General features: G+C 67.2%; 11 protein-coding genes. 4 read left to right on the forward strand and 7 right to left on the reverse strand.

All coding sequences use genetic code 11. The features are described from left to right. Positions 1-43 precede the first annotated feature (43 nt). The 5 genes from WC815_12545 to WC815_12565 form a co-directional block, all read right to left on the reverse strand. A complete protein-coding gene (locus WC815_12545) occupies positions 44-1,339 on the reverse strand; it encodes a DEAD/DEAH box helicase (GenBank protein ID MFA5909601.1) in 1,296 nt (431 codons plus the stop codon). 236 nt (positions 1,340-1,575) lie between these two features. Further along, a complete protein-coding gene (locus WC815_12550) occupies positions 1,576-3,501 on the reverse strand; it encodes an alkyl sulfatase dimerization domain-containing protein (protein ID MFA5909602.1) in 1,926 nt (641 codons plus the stop codon). A gap of 437 nt (positions 3,502-3,938) precedes the next feature. Beyond that, on the reverse strand, positions 3,939-4,385 hold the full coding sequence (locus WC815_12555) for a hypothetical protein (GenBank protein MFA5909603.1): 447 nt from the start codon (positions 4,383-4,385) through the stop codon (positions 3,939-3,941). Between the two features lie 651 nt (positions 4,386-5,036). After that, complete coding sequence (locus WC815_12560; protein MFA5909604.1) at positions 5,037-5,531, reverse strand: nuclear transport factor 2 family protein; 495 nt, start codon at positions 5,529-5,531, stop codon at positions 5,037-5,039. A gap of 10 nt (positions 5,532-5,541) precedes the next feature. Then, entirely contained in the window at positions 5,542-8,850 is a 3,309-nt protein-coding gene (locus tag WC815_12565) for a PDZ domain-containing protein (GenBank protein ID MFA5909605.1), read from the reverse strand. Positions 8,851-8,895: 45 nt separating this feature from the next. Between WC815_12565 and WC815_12570 the strand changes: the two genes are divergently transcribed. After that, positions 8,896-9,984 (forward strand): MBL fold metallo-hydrolase, encoded by a 1,089-nt coding sequence (locus WC815_12570; GenBank protein ID MFA5909606.1) that lies wholly within the window; start codon positions 8,896-8,898, stop codon positions 9,982-9,984. A 6-nt stretch (positions 9,985-9,990) separates the two neighbouring features. Here WC815_12570 and WC815_12575 read toward each other — a convergent pair whose 3' ends face one another. Next, on the reverse strand, positions 9,991-11,031 hold the full coding sequence (locus WC815_12575; protein MFA5909607.1) for a peptidyl-alpha-hydroxyglycine alpha-amidating lyase family protein: 1,041 nt from the start codon (positions 11,029-11,031) through the stop codon (positions 9,991-9,993). A gap of 193 nt (positions 11,032-11,224) precedes the next feature. Here WC815_12575 and WC815_12580 point away from each other — a divergent pair, with 193 nt between their 5' ends. Together WC815_12580 and WC815_12585 are read left to right on the forward strand one after the other, a co-directional pair. After that, positions 11,225-12,214 (forward strand): MBL fold metallo-hydrolase, encoded by a 990-nt coding sequence (locus tag WC815_12580; protein ID MFA5909608.1) that lies wholly within the window; start codon positions 11,225-11,227, stop codon positions 12,212-12,214. Positions 12,215-12,221: 7 nt separating this feature from the next. Further along, entirely contained in the window at positions 12,222-13,508 is a 1,287-nt protein-coding gene (locus WC815_12585) for a YkgJ family cysteine cluster protein (protein ID MFA5909609.1), read from the forward strand. Here the strand turns inward: WC815_12585 and WC815_12590 are convergent. Further along, positions 13,413-14,303 (reverse strand): hypothetical protein, encoded by an 891-nt coding sequence (locus WC815_12590; protein MFA5909610.1) that lies wholly within the window; start codon positions 14,301-14,303, stop codon positions 13,413-13,415. The genes WC815_12585 and WC815_12590 overlap by 96 nt on opposite strands. A 194-nt stretch (positions 14,304-14,497) precedes the next feature. On the opposite strand from WC815_12590, the gene WC815_12595 reads away from it, so the two are divergent. Next, a complete protein-coding gene (locus WC815_12595) occupies positions 14,498-14,695 on the forward strand; it encodes a hypothetical protein (GenBank protein MFA5909611.1) in 198 nt (65 codons plus the stop codon). Positions 14,696-14,705: the final 10 nt, after the last annotated feature.

The raw sequence follows: 14,705 nt of genomic DNA on the forward strand, positions 1-14,705 counted from the left end.
AGATGGACGATCCGGGCGTTGGAGAACCTGCCTGCTCGATCGGCTAGGAACGCGCGCCGAAGCGTCCCGACCGCGATGCCGGACGGCGTCCGGGTCCACCGGACCCCTGACGCGCGCCCGATCGGGGTCCACTGGACCCACGACTGTTCCTGCCGCCCTGGTGACGGCGGCCCGCTTCCGGCAACGCCTCGTGCGACCCCGCCGTGGTCGGGAAGCCTTCGATCACCACGTGCTCGACCGGCGACGGCAACAGGCGCTGGATGTCCCGCAGCAGATCGCGATCCGCCGGCGATACCAGCGACACCGCGCGACCGGCGAGGCCGGCGCGGCCGGTGCGTCCCGCGCGGTGGATGTAGTCCTCGGCCACCAGCGGCAGATCGAAGTTCACCACCAGCGGCAACTGGACGATGTCGAGCCCGCGTGCGGCGATGTCGGTGGCGACGAGCACGTTGACATGCCCGGCCTTGAAGTCGCCCAGCGCCTTGGTGCGCGCGCCCTGGCTCTTGTTGCCGTGAATCACGGCCGCCTTGATGCCGGCGCCTTCGAGGTACTGGCCGACGCGGTTCGAGCCGTGCTTGGTCTTGCAGAACACCAGGGCCTGCCCCGCCGGCTTCTGCAGCAGGATGTGCGTCAGCAGGTCGCCCTTGCGCTGATCCGATACCGGATGCACCTGGTGCGTCACCGTCTGTGCCATCACCTGGCCCTCGGACACGTCAACCCGCATCGGGTCGCGCGTGAAGTCGGCCGACAGCCGGACCACGTCCTGGGAAATGGTCGCCGAGAACAGCAGCGTCTGGCGCTCGCGCGGCAGCACCTTCAGGATGCGACGCAGCGGCGGCATGAAGCCCATGTCGAGCATGCGGTCCGCCTCGTCCAGCGTGAGAATCTCCACGCCCGAGAGGTCAACCGTGCGCTGCTCCATGTGATCGAGCAGGCGGCCCGGCGTGGCGACGATGATGTCGGTGCCGCGCTGAAGGTCTCGCTTCTGCGGGATGATCGAGACGCCGCCGAAGATGGCGGTGACGCGCAGGTTCGCGGGCACACCGTAAGTGGTCAGTGACTTGTGCACCTGGAGCGCGAGCTCTCGCGTCGGCACCAGCACGAGCGCGCGCGGCTTGCGCGTCCCAGCCGCAGCGCCGCCAACGATCTGCAGCCGCTGGATCATCGGCAGGCCGAACGCGGCGGTCTTGCCGGTGCCGGTCTGGGCGCGGGCCAGCAGGTCGCGGCCCGTGAGGACGATCGGAATGGACTTGAGCTGCACCGGCGTGGGCGTGGTGTAGCCCAGTTTGGCGAGCGGATTACAAAGTGAGGGCGTGAGCCCGAGAGACACGAACGGCATAGCGAAGCACTCCAGATGTTGCCTGAGCGTTCCCTAACCGCACACAGCAGGCCGAATAATCCACGATTGTCGCGCCGGATTGGCGCATTGCGTCAGGCGCCCTCTAGGGGTGCCGCGCATCTGAGCTAACTGTACCGAAGGGTGGTAGTCCCGAGGAGATCTGAGGACGGCAGCGCAGTGACAGGAGCAGTATAGCAGGGTTCAGGGACCAGGGACCAGGGATCGATCCCTGATCCCTACGGCCGACGTGGCTCGACAATCGCAAACCCGGCGTCGAAGCGGTCGATTACGTCGAACAGCTGCATGGCCGCCGACAGGTCGCCCTCCAGCGTGGCCGCGCCCTGCTTCACGGCCTCGGCCAGTGATTGCCGCCCGAGGACGATCGCGTCGAACGTGGCGCGGGCCAAGGTCACCGAGGCACCGGCATTCGCCGCTCGCGCACCCGCCACGTAGGTGAGCGCCCCGTTTCGCAGTGTGACGGCGACCTGCTCCGACCGGCCGGTCAGCGTCCAGTTGACGACCACCTCACGCGACCAGGCCCGCGGGCCGTTCACATGCGTGCCGAGCACATCGAAGACGTCGGTGGCCCGCATCGCCCGCACCATCTCGGGATCCAGTGCCGCGGGCCGCGGCGCGAGTGGCCCCTGTCGCAGTTCCTGCGCGCCGACCAGGTACGCGTTTCGCCAGGTCGCGGCTTCCGAGGCATAGCCCAACTGTTCGAACGCGTCAGCCGCCAGCCGGCGCGCCTCGGTGTTCAAGGGATCGGCGTACACCACGTGACGCATGACTTCAGCAACCCAGCGATACTCTCCCTCAGCAAAGTCAGCCCGCGCCTTGGCGATCACGGCCGCGGCACCGCCGAAGTACTCGACGTACTTCCTCGACGCCTCTCGCTCCGGCAATGGATTCAAGTTGGCCGGGTTGGCGTCGTACCAACCCAAGTACTTCTGATACACCGCCTTGGCGTTGTGAGACAGCGTGCCGTAATAGCCGCGCGCGGCCCAATCATTCGCCAGGCCCGGCGGCAGCACGAGCTCCTCGGCGATCTCGGCGGGCGTGTAGCCGTGATTCATCAGCCTCACGCTCTGGTCGTGGATGTACTTGTAGAGGTCACGCTGGTTCGCCAGAGCGCGCGCGACGCGCTCCCTTCCCCACGTCGGCCAGTGATGTTGCGCGATCAGGACGTCCGTGTCGGGACCGAACCGCTCGAGCGCAGCGCCCAGGTACTTTGACCAGGCGCTGGAATCGCGGACCTCGGTGCCACGAAACGGCAGCAGGTTGTGCATGGTCTTCGTGGCGTTCTCGGCCAGGTTCAGCACGCGCTGCTTCGGCAGGAACAGGTGCATCTCGGCGGGCGCCTCGGTCGCCGGCGTCAGCTGGAACACGATCGGCACACCGTCGATCGTGTGCATCTCGAATGGCTGCGTAATGGTCATCGTCGGCGCCATCACGGACCGGCCCGGCGCACCGACGCCATCGATCTTGCCCAATCCCGCATCCACTGATCCGCGCTCACCGCGCGGCAATGACGTGCCGAACTGATAGGTCGCCCGCCGGCCCATGGCGTTGCCGGCGACCACGCTTTCGGCAATCACCGCGTTCATGAAGCCCGCCGGCCCGATGATTGCCGTGCGGCCCGCCGTGACTTCGGCGTCGTCCGCGACGCCGCGAACGCCGCCGTAGTGATCACTATGGCTGTGCGTGTAGATCACGGCCACGACTGGGCGCTTCGGCCGATGCGCGAAATAGAGATCGAGCGACGCCCTGGCCGCGCCCACTGACCCCAGCGGATCCACGATAATGACGCCGGTCGTGCCTTCGACAAACGTGGCGTTCGCAAGCGCGAGCCCGCGGACTTGATACACGCCGGGCACCACTTCGAACAAGCCGTTGATGGCGTTGAGGCGCGCCAGTCGCCACAGGCTCGGATGCACCGTGTCGGGAACCTTCTCGTCGTTCAGGAAGCCATAGCGGCGAGGGTCCTGCCCTGCCGGCAGCGTCGCGATGAACCCTCGTCGCGCGTCGGCGAAGTCCTGCTGATCGGCAAAGGGCAGATCGCGAAGGGCCGCCTCGTAGACCGCCCGCACCGCGGGCGCGGCGGCGTTAGGGGGAGGGCCTTGCGCAACGGATTGCGCGTGGACGGCGCCGTCAGCGACCGCCATCACAATGATCGCCAGAACCGCCACAACTCGAATGCTCGACTCGCGCATACCCACCTCTGGCGCGCAGGATAGCACTGCCCTTCGGCTACAGATGGGTCAGGGCCGCAATCATGTGCCGCAAATTGATTACAGCCGCCGACTGGAAACCAAGCGGATCAGGACGGCCCCAGATTGGACACCAACCCGATCAGGACAGCCGCAGATTCAATACCAACTCGATCAGGACAGCAGATTCGACATCGGTTGAACCCGACCGGGCGAAGCCACACCTTGGGAGAGCAATCTGCGTCAAATCTGCGGCTGGAACAGCCATCTGCGCCGAATCTGCGGTGTCCGCAGTCGTCGAGAGCGCGCCGCAGTGCCATCCTCAACTGGATGCCGATGCTGAACAAGAGGTAACGGCGGCGGCGTTCGACGAATGCCCGGCTACGGATTCCTCAGCCATGCTTCTCGAGCATCGCCAGATCGAGCAGGTCCTGCGGCCGGGCGACGGCCGCCTTGTTCTGCACCAAGTCCGCGCGGCCGATAATCCAGATCGACTGGTCGCCAAACACTGTCGACAGCCGGTTCGGCCACGCCGCCTCGAATGCGACGCCGTCGATATGGGTGGTGAGGTCGATGCGGTTGGGGGCCACGCCGATCTGGAGCACGGCGCCAGACACCTGGAAGTCGGCTTCGGTGACCCCAGCCAGCGGCGCGCCGAAGGCGTGCAAGGCGGCCATAACGCGCGGCGCATTGGCCGGCGAGGCCTCAACCCAGACATCGAGATCCTTCGTGAAGCGCGGCTCGGCGTAGAACGCCACCGCGTGGGCCCCAACGACGAGGTAGTTAGCCTGGGCCGCGTTCAACGCGGCAAACAGATCTCTGAAGTCGGGGTTCACCATCGGTCACGCCCCTCCAGGCCCGCGACTCAACTACCATGTCCCACATCAACTCGACGCGGCGATGCGGCGGGATTGACCGCCAGAACTCGCGGTCGAAGCTCCCGTCGTCTGGTTGACGCAACAGGCGTGCGCTGCCGGCCATTCGCTCCTCGCGGCGACCCATGGTGATAGGGGCATTGTACCCGTGTTTCCCTGTCTCACACGTGTGCACGACGACCGTCCGGGAGGTAAGCTGCCGCACGGCATCAAGGGTCGGCCCTGAGATAGCACCATCCTCAACCCAGGCACTGAAGATCCCGGCGCACCAGGTGGAACGCGAGCGCGCCATCCAGGGCACGCAGTCGAGGGCGCCACGCGAATCGCCGCCGACGCCATGGGCTCGCCGATCGGGTGGGCTCGCTGCAGCCACGGCGATGAGGTCGGCGGCTCGGCGTAGAGACTGACGGCGACCGAGCCGGTCACCATGTAGGCGATACCGGCATCTTCGAGTCGCGACGTAACGAGGGTGAGAACGGAACACTCGTCGAGCATGGTCCGCACGGCCATAATAGCCCGAGGTCGCTAGCCGGCGGGCTGGCTCCGAGCATCAGTAAGGCAGACAGGACGATGAATCGTGTGGCGGGAGATGCTGAACGTATTGGCGGTCTCAACCTACGGCCGCTTGGCGCAATACGCAGAGCCACGGCAGTGAGTGGGCACGAACAGCTCGGCCTGGATCAGCCACACGCCATCCACCTTGCGCCACTGTGCCAGGTAGGTGCCGCCAATCTCGACGACGCCATCAGGCTCGGTCCAGCGCCCAGTCCACTCTCCCCGTTCGGACGCCACCGCCCACGGGGCGAGCACGTCGACGGTCGCCGGCGTACGGACGTAGACAGTGTCGGGCCGCCGCGCGAACGTTTCTGACATCGCCTTCGCGTTAGCCTCTTTGCCCGCCCGTTGAGCGCTCGTCGAGGTCACGATGTGGACGTCGGGCATCCAATGCGCGGCAATCCCCGCGACATCGTGTTTGGCGATGGCCTCATTCGACCGGGCCCTCGCGGCGCGAATGCTGGTCTCGTCTGTCGACATCTGACTGCCCTTCGCACCGGCACCGGTGTTCATCAGCACGAACGCCAGGGCACTGGCACCAAGCACCGTACGCACGGTACGCACCTTAGTGTCCTCCCGGCCTTCGTCCCCAAGTCGGCGGCGCCGGCTCCGTGGTCCGGCGGTCGACCGGCTTCTCCTTGAGCAGGCGCAACGCCTCATCCACGGCGCGCTCGAGTTGCGAATCGCGGCCGGCGATCACATCCTTCGGCCAGTTCTCCACGTCGATGTCGGGCGCGGTGCCTTCGTTCTCCACCGCCCACTTGCCGTCGCGCGTGAAGAAGCCGCCGCGCGGCGCGATCATGGTGCCGCCGTCGATGAAGCCGGGCGTGTCGGCGGTGTGCACGAGGCCACCCCACGTGCGCTTGCCGACCAGAGGGCCGATCTTGCGGTAACGGAACATCCACGGCATGAGGTCGCCGCCCGACCCGGCCATCTCGTTGACGATCATCACCTTCGGCCCCCAGATGCCGGCCGAGGGGCTGGTGAACGGCCGGCGGTCACCGGCGACGTTGTTGAAGTAGCCATCGAAGTCGCGCTGCAGCACGTCGATGATGTAGTCGGCCGCCGAGCCGCCGCCGTTGTAGCGCTCGTCGATCACGGCGCCCTGCTTGTCCTGCTGCGCGAAGTAGTAGCGGTTGAAGCTCTCGTAGCCGCCCTGCCCGGTGTTCGGCACATAGACATAGGCGAGCTGGCCGTTGGATCGCTTCTCGACGAAGCGGCGATTCTCCTCGACCCACGCGCGCGTGCGCAGGCCCTGATCGTTGGGCACGGGTACTACCGTGACCTGCCGCGCGCCCGGCGCGGCCGGCTGCGCATTCACCGTCAACACCGTCTGGCGATTCGCCGAGCCGTCGAGCAGGCGGTAGATGTTGTCGGGCGCCACCAGATCGACGCCGTTGATGGCCAGGATGAAGTCCCCCGCCGCCACGTTGATGCCCGGTCCCGCGAGCGGCGCGCGCAGGTCAGGATTCCAGCTTTCGCCGTCGTAGATCCTGGCGATCTTGTAGCGGCCGTTCTCGATCACGAAGTCGGCGCCCAACAAGCCGCCAGGTGATGTGGGCACGTCGGGCATCGCACCACCCCGCACGTAGGAGTGGCCGATGGCGATTTCCGCGCCCATGTTGTCGAGCAGGTAGTTGAGGTCGGCGCGGTGCGCGATGTGCGGCAGCATGGTGCCGTACATCTCCTTCATGCGCGGCCAGTTGGCACCTTGCATGTTGGGCACGTAGAGGTAGTCGCGCTGCAGCCGCCAGCCCTCGTTGAAGATTTGCGCGAACTCGGCCCTCGGGTCCAGGTGCATCCGCAAAGTCACGTCGAGCCGCCCGTCACCGGCCTTCGGGGCGTCCTTGGTGGCGTCTACCAGGAACAAGGCGGGACGCTGATTGGCATTGGCTGCGGGCGCCGCGCCCGGCGCGGCCGGCGGAGCCGGCGTTCGATACACCAGCTTCTTCCCGTCGGCGCTCACCGCGTATTCGGCGACGCCTGGCTGAAACACATCCGCCTTGCGGTCGCTGAGACGGAATCGATGCAGCGTGCTGCGTCCGCCCTGCCCCTGAGCCGCCTCGAGAAAGAACACGCTGCCGGCAGTGCCGGCCTTGAGCTGCGAATACTGGCGCGAGGGCACACCCGCGACCGAGAGAATGCGCTGCTGCAGGCCGGCGAAGTCGATCTGCACCGCGGGAACCGGCCTGGCCTCTTCTTTTTCGGGCGCCGCGGCGGTCGTGCCCGGGTCTTCGTCACTCTCTGGAAGGAGCGGACTCGGATCCGACTTCTTCAGCACGGCCAGGTACAGGGCGAAGGTCTCTTCGCGGTCGTAGGAGGTCATGTCGAGCCACTGCGACCCGAGGCCGAAATCCGTGGAGGCGAGGAACCAGAGATATTTACCGCTCGCATCCCACACCGGATACATCGCGTCGGCCAGGCCGTCGGTGACCTGCGTCTTCTCGCCGGTCTCGGCGTTGGCGACCACAATCGCGCGATAGAGCGTGTTGAGGCGCGAGGCGAACGCCACCCACTTCGAATCCGGGCTCCACGCCGGCGCCAGCGTGCGCTGCGGCACCATCCACGGATCGTTGCCGACGATCTTGGCCTGGCCGCTCGCCACGTCCATCACCCACACGTTGAGGTTGGTGTCGGTATAGAGCAGCTTCTTCGAATCGGGCGACCACGTCGGCGTGTAGTAGAACGCCGGCTTCTGGAACGCGATCTCCCGCGGCGGCGCGATGCCGTCCTGCGATTCGATCACCAGCTGGTATTCGCCGGACCTGTCGCTGAAGTACGAGATCCACTTGCCGTCCGGCGACCAGGCGGGCTGCCGTTCCGCCGACCCGCTGGAGTTGGTGATGTTGCGGGTGTCGCCCTTCTCCGCCGGGATGGTGAAGATCTCGCCGCGCGCCTCGACCACCACGCGCTTGCCGGTCGCCGACAGGCCGAGGTTGGTCATGCGGCTGGTGACGTCTTCGAAGCGCGGCATCATCCACGGGAAGTCGCCCGCCGCCGTAATGGTGAGCTGCGTGGTCTTGCCGGTCTTCGGGTCGAGCGTGTGCAGCCATCCCGCCTGCTCGAACACCACCGTGCCGGCGCCGGCGTCAAGCGTCTTCACGTCGTAGTCGATGAACCTGGTCCGCTGCATAAGGGCCTTGGTGCCGGTGTCGTAGGACCACACGTTGGCAATGCCGTCGCGATCCGAGATGAAGAACACCGTGTCACTCACCCACACCGGATCGACGTCCTTCGAGTCGGTCCAGGGTGGTGACACCAGGTCGAACGTCTTGAGATCGACAATCCACACGGGACGGTTCTGGCCGCCGCGGTAGTTGCGCCGCTCTTCATCCCACGAGTTGTTCATGCGATAGGCGATGCGCCTGCCGTCGGGCGAGATCTTCCCCTGGTAGCCGCGCGGCAGCGGCAGCGGCGCTTCGATGCCGCCGTTGGCCGGCACGGTCCAGAACCGCGGCGTGGCATTGGGCGCGGCGGTCGCCCTCGCCGACGCGAAGAGCACGCCGGTACCATCGGCGGTCCACCCTTGCACCTGGTCGGCACCGGGATGCCACGTCAGCCGCTTCGGGTCCCCGCCGTCGACCGGGACCGTGTAGACATCGACGTTGCCGCCGTAGTCGCCGCTGAAGGCAATGGTGCTGCCGTCGGGCGAGAACTTCGGGTTGGTGGTCTGGCCCTGGAAGCTGGTGAGCCGGCGGGCATTGCCGCCCGCGCGCTCGACCACCCAGATGTTGTTGGCGTAGCCAAAGGCCACGTGCGTGGCGCTGATCGTCGGCGACCGCAGCATGCGCGTGGGTCCGCCGGCGGCGGTCACTTCGAGCGAGCCGGGCACGGCGAGCCCGGCCAGGAGCGCGAGACCAAGGAATGGCTTCATGGAGGCGAATGCTAGCACGCAGATTGCGCTAGAATCCCCGGCACCATGACACGCCAGCGGCCCTTGCTCCTCCTGACAATTCTGATCTTCGGCGCCGCCGCAATGGCCTTGGGGCCGGTCACGGCCCAGCAAGGTGCGCCGTCAGGCGCCCGCCCGCCAGGGACCACCTACAAGGGGGCGGCCTTCACGTTCAACAGGATCGCGGACGGCGTGTATCACGCCGTGGGCACCGGCAGCCTGGTGGTGATGTCGAACGCGACCATCATCGAAGGCGACCGCGACGTGCTGGTCGTGGACTCCCACGTGTCGCCCGGCGGCGCCTGGGCGCTGCGCGAAGAGCTGAAAACCATCACCAGCAAGCCCATCCGCTGGGTCGTGAACTCGCACTATCACTTCGATCACTCCCACGGCAACCAGATCTACGGCCCCGAGGTGGAGATCATCGGTCACGAGTTCGCGCGGCAGCAGATCCTCGCCGGCAAGTCGCAAGACTCACCGGCCCGCGAGTTCTACGTCGGCGGCGTGCCCGCCGCGATCAAGGGCCTCGAGCAGCGGCTGGCAGCGGCCACCGACGACAAGACGCGCAGCAGCATTCAGGCGCAGCTCGACATCCAGCGCAATCACCTGGAAGGGACCAACGCCGTCAAGCCGACGCCCCCGACCATGACGCTGACCCAGACCTTGACGCTGCATCGCGGGTCGCGCGAGATCCGCGTGCTGTTCCTCGGCCGCGGCCACACCGCCGGCGACGTCGTCGTCTACCTGCCCAAGGAGCGGATCGTCGCCACCGGCGACTTGCTGGTCGAGGGCACGTCGTACATGGGCGATGCGTTCTTCACGGAATGGATCCAGACCATCGAGGCGCTGAAGCAACTGGATGTCGAGACGGTGTTGCCCGGACACGGAAACGCCTTCAAGGGCAAGGCCAGGATGGATCACTGGCAGGCCTACCTCCGCGACTTCTGGGAGCAGGCGCAGAAGTTCCACAAGGCGGGCACGCCGTGGGAAGAAGCGGCGAAGCTGGTGGACCTGCGCGGCAACGCGGTGAACTACCCGGCGATCCGCGCGGCCGGCATCACGCCGAACCACGGCATGCGCCGGGCGTACGAGATCCTCGACGGCAAGGTCAAATAGCCGGGGCTACTTCACCGGCACCAGCAGCCTGGCGCGATCTCCGGCCTGCGACGGCGCGTACTTCTGCGTGCGCCCGCCGAAGCTGTCGGCGATGTAAAGGTTGCCCTCGGAATCCACCGAGATCTGGTGCGGCTCCCAGAATTGCCCAGGCTGCATGCCGTAAGTGCCCCAGAAGTAGAGCCGCTTGCCGTTCTTGTCGAACTGCAGCAGCCGCGCGTTGGTGCCATCCACCACCCACACCGTGTCGTCGTCGCTGACGAACACGTCGTTGGGTTGACGGAGATTCGGCCAGATGTCGATCGACTTGCCGGCGGCGTCGAATACCTGGATGCGCCGGTTGGAGCGATCGGCCACGTAGATGCGGCCGTCTTTCCCCACCGCGATGCCGTGCACGCCGCTCACCTGGCCGGGCGCGTTGCCGCGCGTGCCGAACGACGACACGAACTTCCCGTCCTTGTCGAACTTGGCGATGCGCGCGTTGCGCAGGCCGTCGGCGACCAGGATCGACCCGTCCGGGAGGAACGCCAGATCCTGTGGCATGCCGAAGTGGGTGGCGTCATCACCGGCCACGCCGGCTTCGCCGAGCGTCATCACCAGCTGCTTGCCGTCGTTGGTGAACTTGTGGATCTGGTGCCTGCCGTCGTTGACGACCCACACGTGCTTCTGGGGATCGTAGGGGCTGATGCGGATCTTGTGCGGGCTGCTGCCTTCGAAGAGCTGGTCCCACTGCGTCCACGCCTCGATCATCTTGCCGGTGCGATCGACCACGATGATGGAATTGCGGAGTTCGGCCTTGGGCTCGGTGGCGCGTTGGCCGGTGGATCCCCAACTGCCGTTGAAACCGCGCGGCAGCGGGTCTGGCACCTTCAGCTCGCCACGCATGCCGATGAAGATGCGGTCGGGCGACTGGGCGCACACCGCGGGCTGCGAGCCCCAGATGAAGCCGGCCTTCGACCACGGCTGCGGCCAGCCTTCAGCCACCTGATAGGCGCCGGTCTCGTCTTCCCCGCCCTTAACCTGCGAAAAGGCCGGCGTGGCGACAAGCAACAGTGCGACAGCGATAACCGGCAGGTATTTTCCCGACAAGCTGTGTCCTCCCGACAAGTGATTCCCTCCCGACAAGCGGTGTCGTCCCGTCCGACGTCCGCGTCAATATACTGCACGGCGGTCACCTCGTGGCACGTAGGGTATGCTGACCCGTCGGCGCTACCCCGTGGCGCCGCCACCCAGAAGCCGCTTCATGATGAGGTCACTCGTTCGTCGTGCCGCCTTGCTCGCCGGCCTCGCGCTGCTCTCCCTGGTATTCGCGCCCGCGCCCGCCGCGGCGCAAGCGCCATCAGGCCACAAGGTCGCCAGCCTCGAGATCAAGATCCTCTCGACGATGCTGGCCGACGAGGGCTTTGGGGAGTGGGGATTCGCCGCGCTCGTCGAGGTGGACGGCCGCAAGATCCTGTTCGACACCGGCGCGCACGAAGACACGGTGCAGCGCAACCTCAAGGCGATGAAGCTTGACCTGTCGGACGTCGAGGTGGTCATCCTCAGCCACAATCACGACGACCACACCACGGGCCTGCTGACGCTGCGCCGCCAGTTCGCGGCGAAGTCACCCAAGGCACTCAGTAAGGTCTATGCCGGCCGCGGCATCTTCTGGCCGCGCATCAGCGCCGGCGGCGCGGTGAGCGATCGCATGGCCGGCGTCAGGCGCGACTACGAAGCCACCGGCGGCGCCATCGTCGAGGTGACCAGGCCCACGGAGATTCTGCCTGGCGTGTGGCTCACCGGACCGGTGCCCCGCGTCCATCCCGAACACAATTGGAGTTCGGTGGGCAAGGTCCGGACCGCGGCCGGTGATGTCGAAGACACCGTGCCGGAAGACATGACGCTGGTCTTCCAGACCGCGCAGGGCCCCGTCTACCTGTTTGGCTGCGGCCACGCCGGCGTGATCAACACGCTGGAGCACGCGCGCAAGACGATCGATCCCGCGCCGGTGAAAGCGGTGATTGGCGGACTGCACCTCTTCGCCGCTGACGACCAGCACCTGGCATGGACGGCCGGGCAGCTGAAGGCCTTTGGCGTCCAGCAACTGCTCGGCGCGCACTGCACCGGCATCGAGTCGGTCTACCGGATCCGCGAGCTGGTGGGCTTGACGCGCCAGACGTGCATGGTCGGCGCCGTCGGGGCTTCCTATTCGCTCGTCAACGGCATCAACCCCGTCAGGATCGCGAAGTAGTCCCGGCGTGAAGGCGGCTCCGCTCAGGGTCGATCCGGAGCAGCGCTTCACGTGCGGCAGCTGCGCCCGCTGCTGCCGCCGCTGGGAGATTCTCGTCTCGCCGGCGGAGGTCGAGTCGTTCCGCTCGCGCGACGCCGCCCGCTGGTTCCGCGAGGCCGACGGCGCGCCCGAGGGCACGACGCGCGACCCGTTCGAGGCGGTTCCCGGGTGGCGGGGTTTCCATCGCATCCGCAAGCGAGACGACGGCGCGTGTGGCTTTCTCTCGACCGACAACCGCTGCCGGCTGCACGAAGAGCTGGGCGGTGGCCGCAAGCCGCTGACCTGCCGGATGTTCCCCTACAGCTTTCATCCGGCCCCCGACGCCGTGATCGTGACCACCAGCTTCGGTTGCCCCACCGTGCTGGCGAACCAGGGGGAGCGCATCGCCGACGGCGCCGCGCTGGAGTCCATCAAGACGCTCAAGGGCGAGTGGTTCGCGGGCCGCCACCACGCCGCCGCGCCACGCGTGTTGGTCCCGGGCCGCGCCATCGACCCGGCTTCGCTGCGCATCCTGCGCGACGGCCTGCTGACAATGTTGAATCGCGCGGAGGGCGGGCGGCGCGACTTGCGGCTCAACGTCCGCCGCATGGCCCTGGTGCTCGACGACCTGACGCGCACGCGCGTCGTCCGATTGGCCGGCGCCGACTTCGCGGAATACGTGAAGCTCACGGTGCCCTACGCCGCGGCCGCCGACACCGCCGTGCCGGCGCGCGCGCCGGGATGGGTGGGACGGCTCATGCAACGGGGCTTCCTGTTCGTAGTCGCCGCCACGCGCATGCGAATCGAGCATGCCGAGCGGTCGAACTTCGAGCTCCGCCTGCGGATGTTCCGGCTGCTCGCGCACTTCCACCGTCTGGCGCCCGGCTTCGAACGCGTCAACCTGGCGGCCCTCTCACGAAAGAACGGTCCGGCTGAAGCCGGACGCCACATCAACGCGCACGTGGACGTGAACGCGCCGGAGATTCAGCCGATCGCGCACCACTACCTGCGCGCGAGCATCCAGTCGCTCGGAGCCGGCGATCGCCCCGTGCTGGACGACCTCGCCATTGCGGTGTCGTACCTCAACGCCGCGTGCGCGCTCGCGGTGATGAACGCGCGGGCGGCGGGGCGGCCGGTTGATGGCGCGGTGTTCAGCGACGCGCTGATGGAAGCCGTCGACCTATCGCACAGCGACGAGCGGGGCCTGCTGGGACGCGCGCTCCGGCGTTTCGCGGGCGGTGTCGACGCCTTGCATGCCTTCGCTACCCAACCGTAAGCCGGCGGACTTGCTCGCCGTCACGGTGGCGTTCTCCACGATGACCTCGTACGCGTAGCCCGAGCCGAAGTCCTTGTCGACCGCCAGCGTGCCGGACACCGTGACGATGTCGCCCACTTTCACCGTGGCGCTGGTCGTAATCGTCAGGTCGTTCGTGCCGTCCTTGGCGGAACCCGAGCCATCCTGCAAGTGGAACCAGTTCTTGCCCATGACCTCGGGGATGGCCTTCACCACCTTGCCGCGGACGACCACCACCTTGCCGGCAAGCGCCTTTCGGTTCGCCCAGACATCAGCAATCGACCGTCCGCCCGGCGCGGGCGCAATAGGTTCGACGACCTGCGCGGCCGCGGGAGCCGCGGCGGAGTCGTGGCTGCCGGCCAGGGCCGGCACGGCCGACGCCGTGGGCAGCGACTCGCCTTCGCGTGCCACACCCGTCACAAAGTAGATCAGCGGGAAGGTCCGGTTGAGCGTCTTGCTGGTGAAGTTCTCCATGGGCATGTTGATGGCCGCGGTCAGGCGCTCGCCCGTCTTGACGGGGAACTCGTCGGCGGCGATCCAGACGTCTTGCCGGGGCGTCTGCAGACGCACATACGTGTATCCACCCGAGTTCATCGTCTCGGCGACGGTGCCCGTCATGGTGCCCGCATCTGGAGCCACGGCGGCGACCGGTGCGGCGGGCGCGGAAGGGGCAGGCGCCGCGGACGACGCAGGGGCCACGGGCGGCGTGGCGCCACAGGCGGCGATAGTGGCGAGGGCGAGCGTGGCGAAGACGATGGCCAGACGGGTATGGGTCACTGAGCTCATTCCTTAAGAGTAGTCGTATTCGACCCTCACGGCTGGGCGGCGCCGAGGCCTTGCATACCTTCGGAACTCGACCGTAAGCTGGTCTGACGCGCGGTCGTTGGATTGAGAGCGCGAACGGTTCGGCGGGCCGGCTAGTGTATCGAATATTAGAGGGTTGCCCTCGGTGCCGTCAGTATCCCTTGCGAATGTCCCACCTGCATGGGCCGTGGGAATGGCTGCGCCACCGCCTGACGCGGAAGCGGCCGTTCCGATGCCAGGCGTGCGGATGGCGCGGGTGGGCGGATCAGAGTTGGGAGCGCCGTCAGCGGGATGAGCCGGTGGCCAGGCGGCTCGGGCGCCGCGCCGGTGATCGGGTCAACGCGAACGAGGGCGGCGGCAAATGACCGGCCGGCG

The organism is Vicinamibacterales bacterium (assembly GCA_041659285.1).
In the GTDB taxonomy this organism is placed as follows: Bacteria; Acidobacteriota; Vicinamibacteria; order Vicinamibacterales; family UBA2999; genus 12-FULL-67-14b.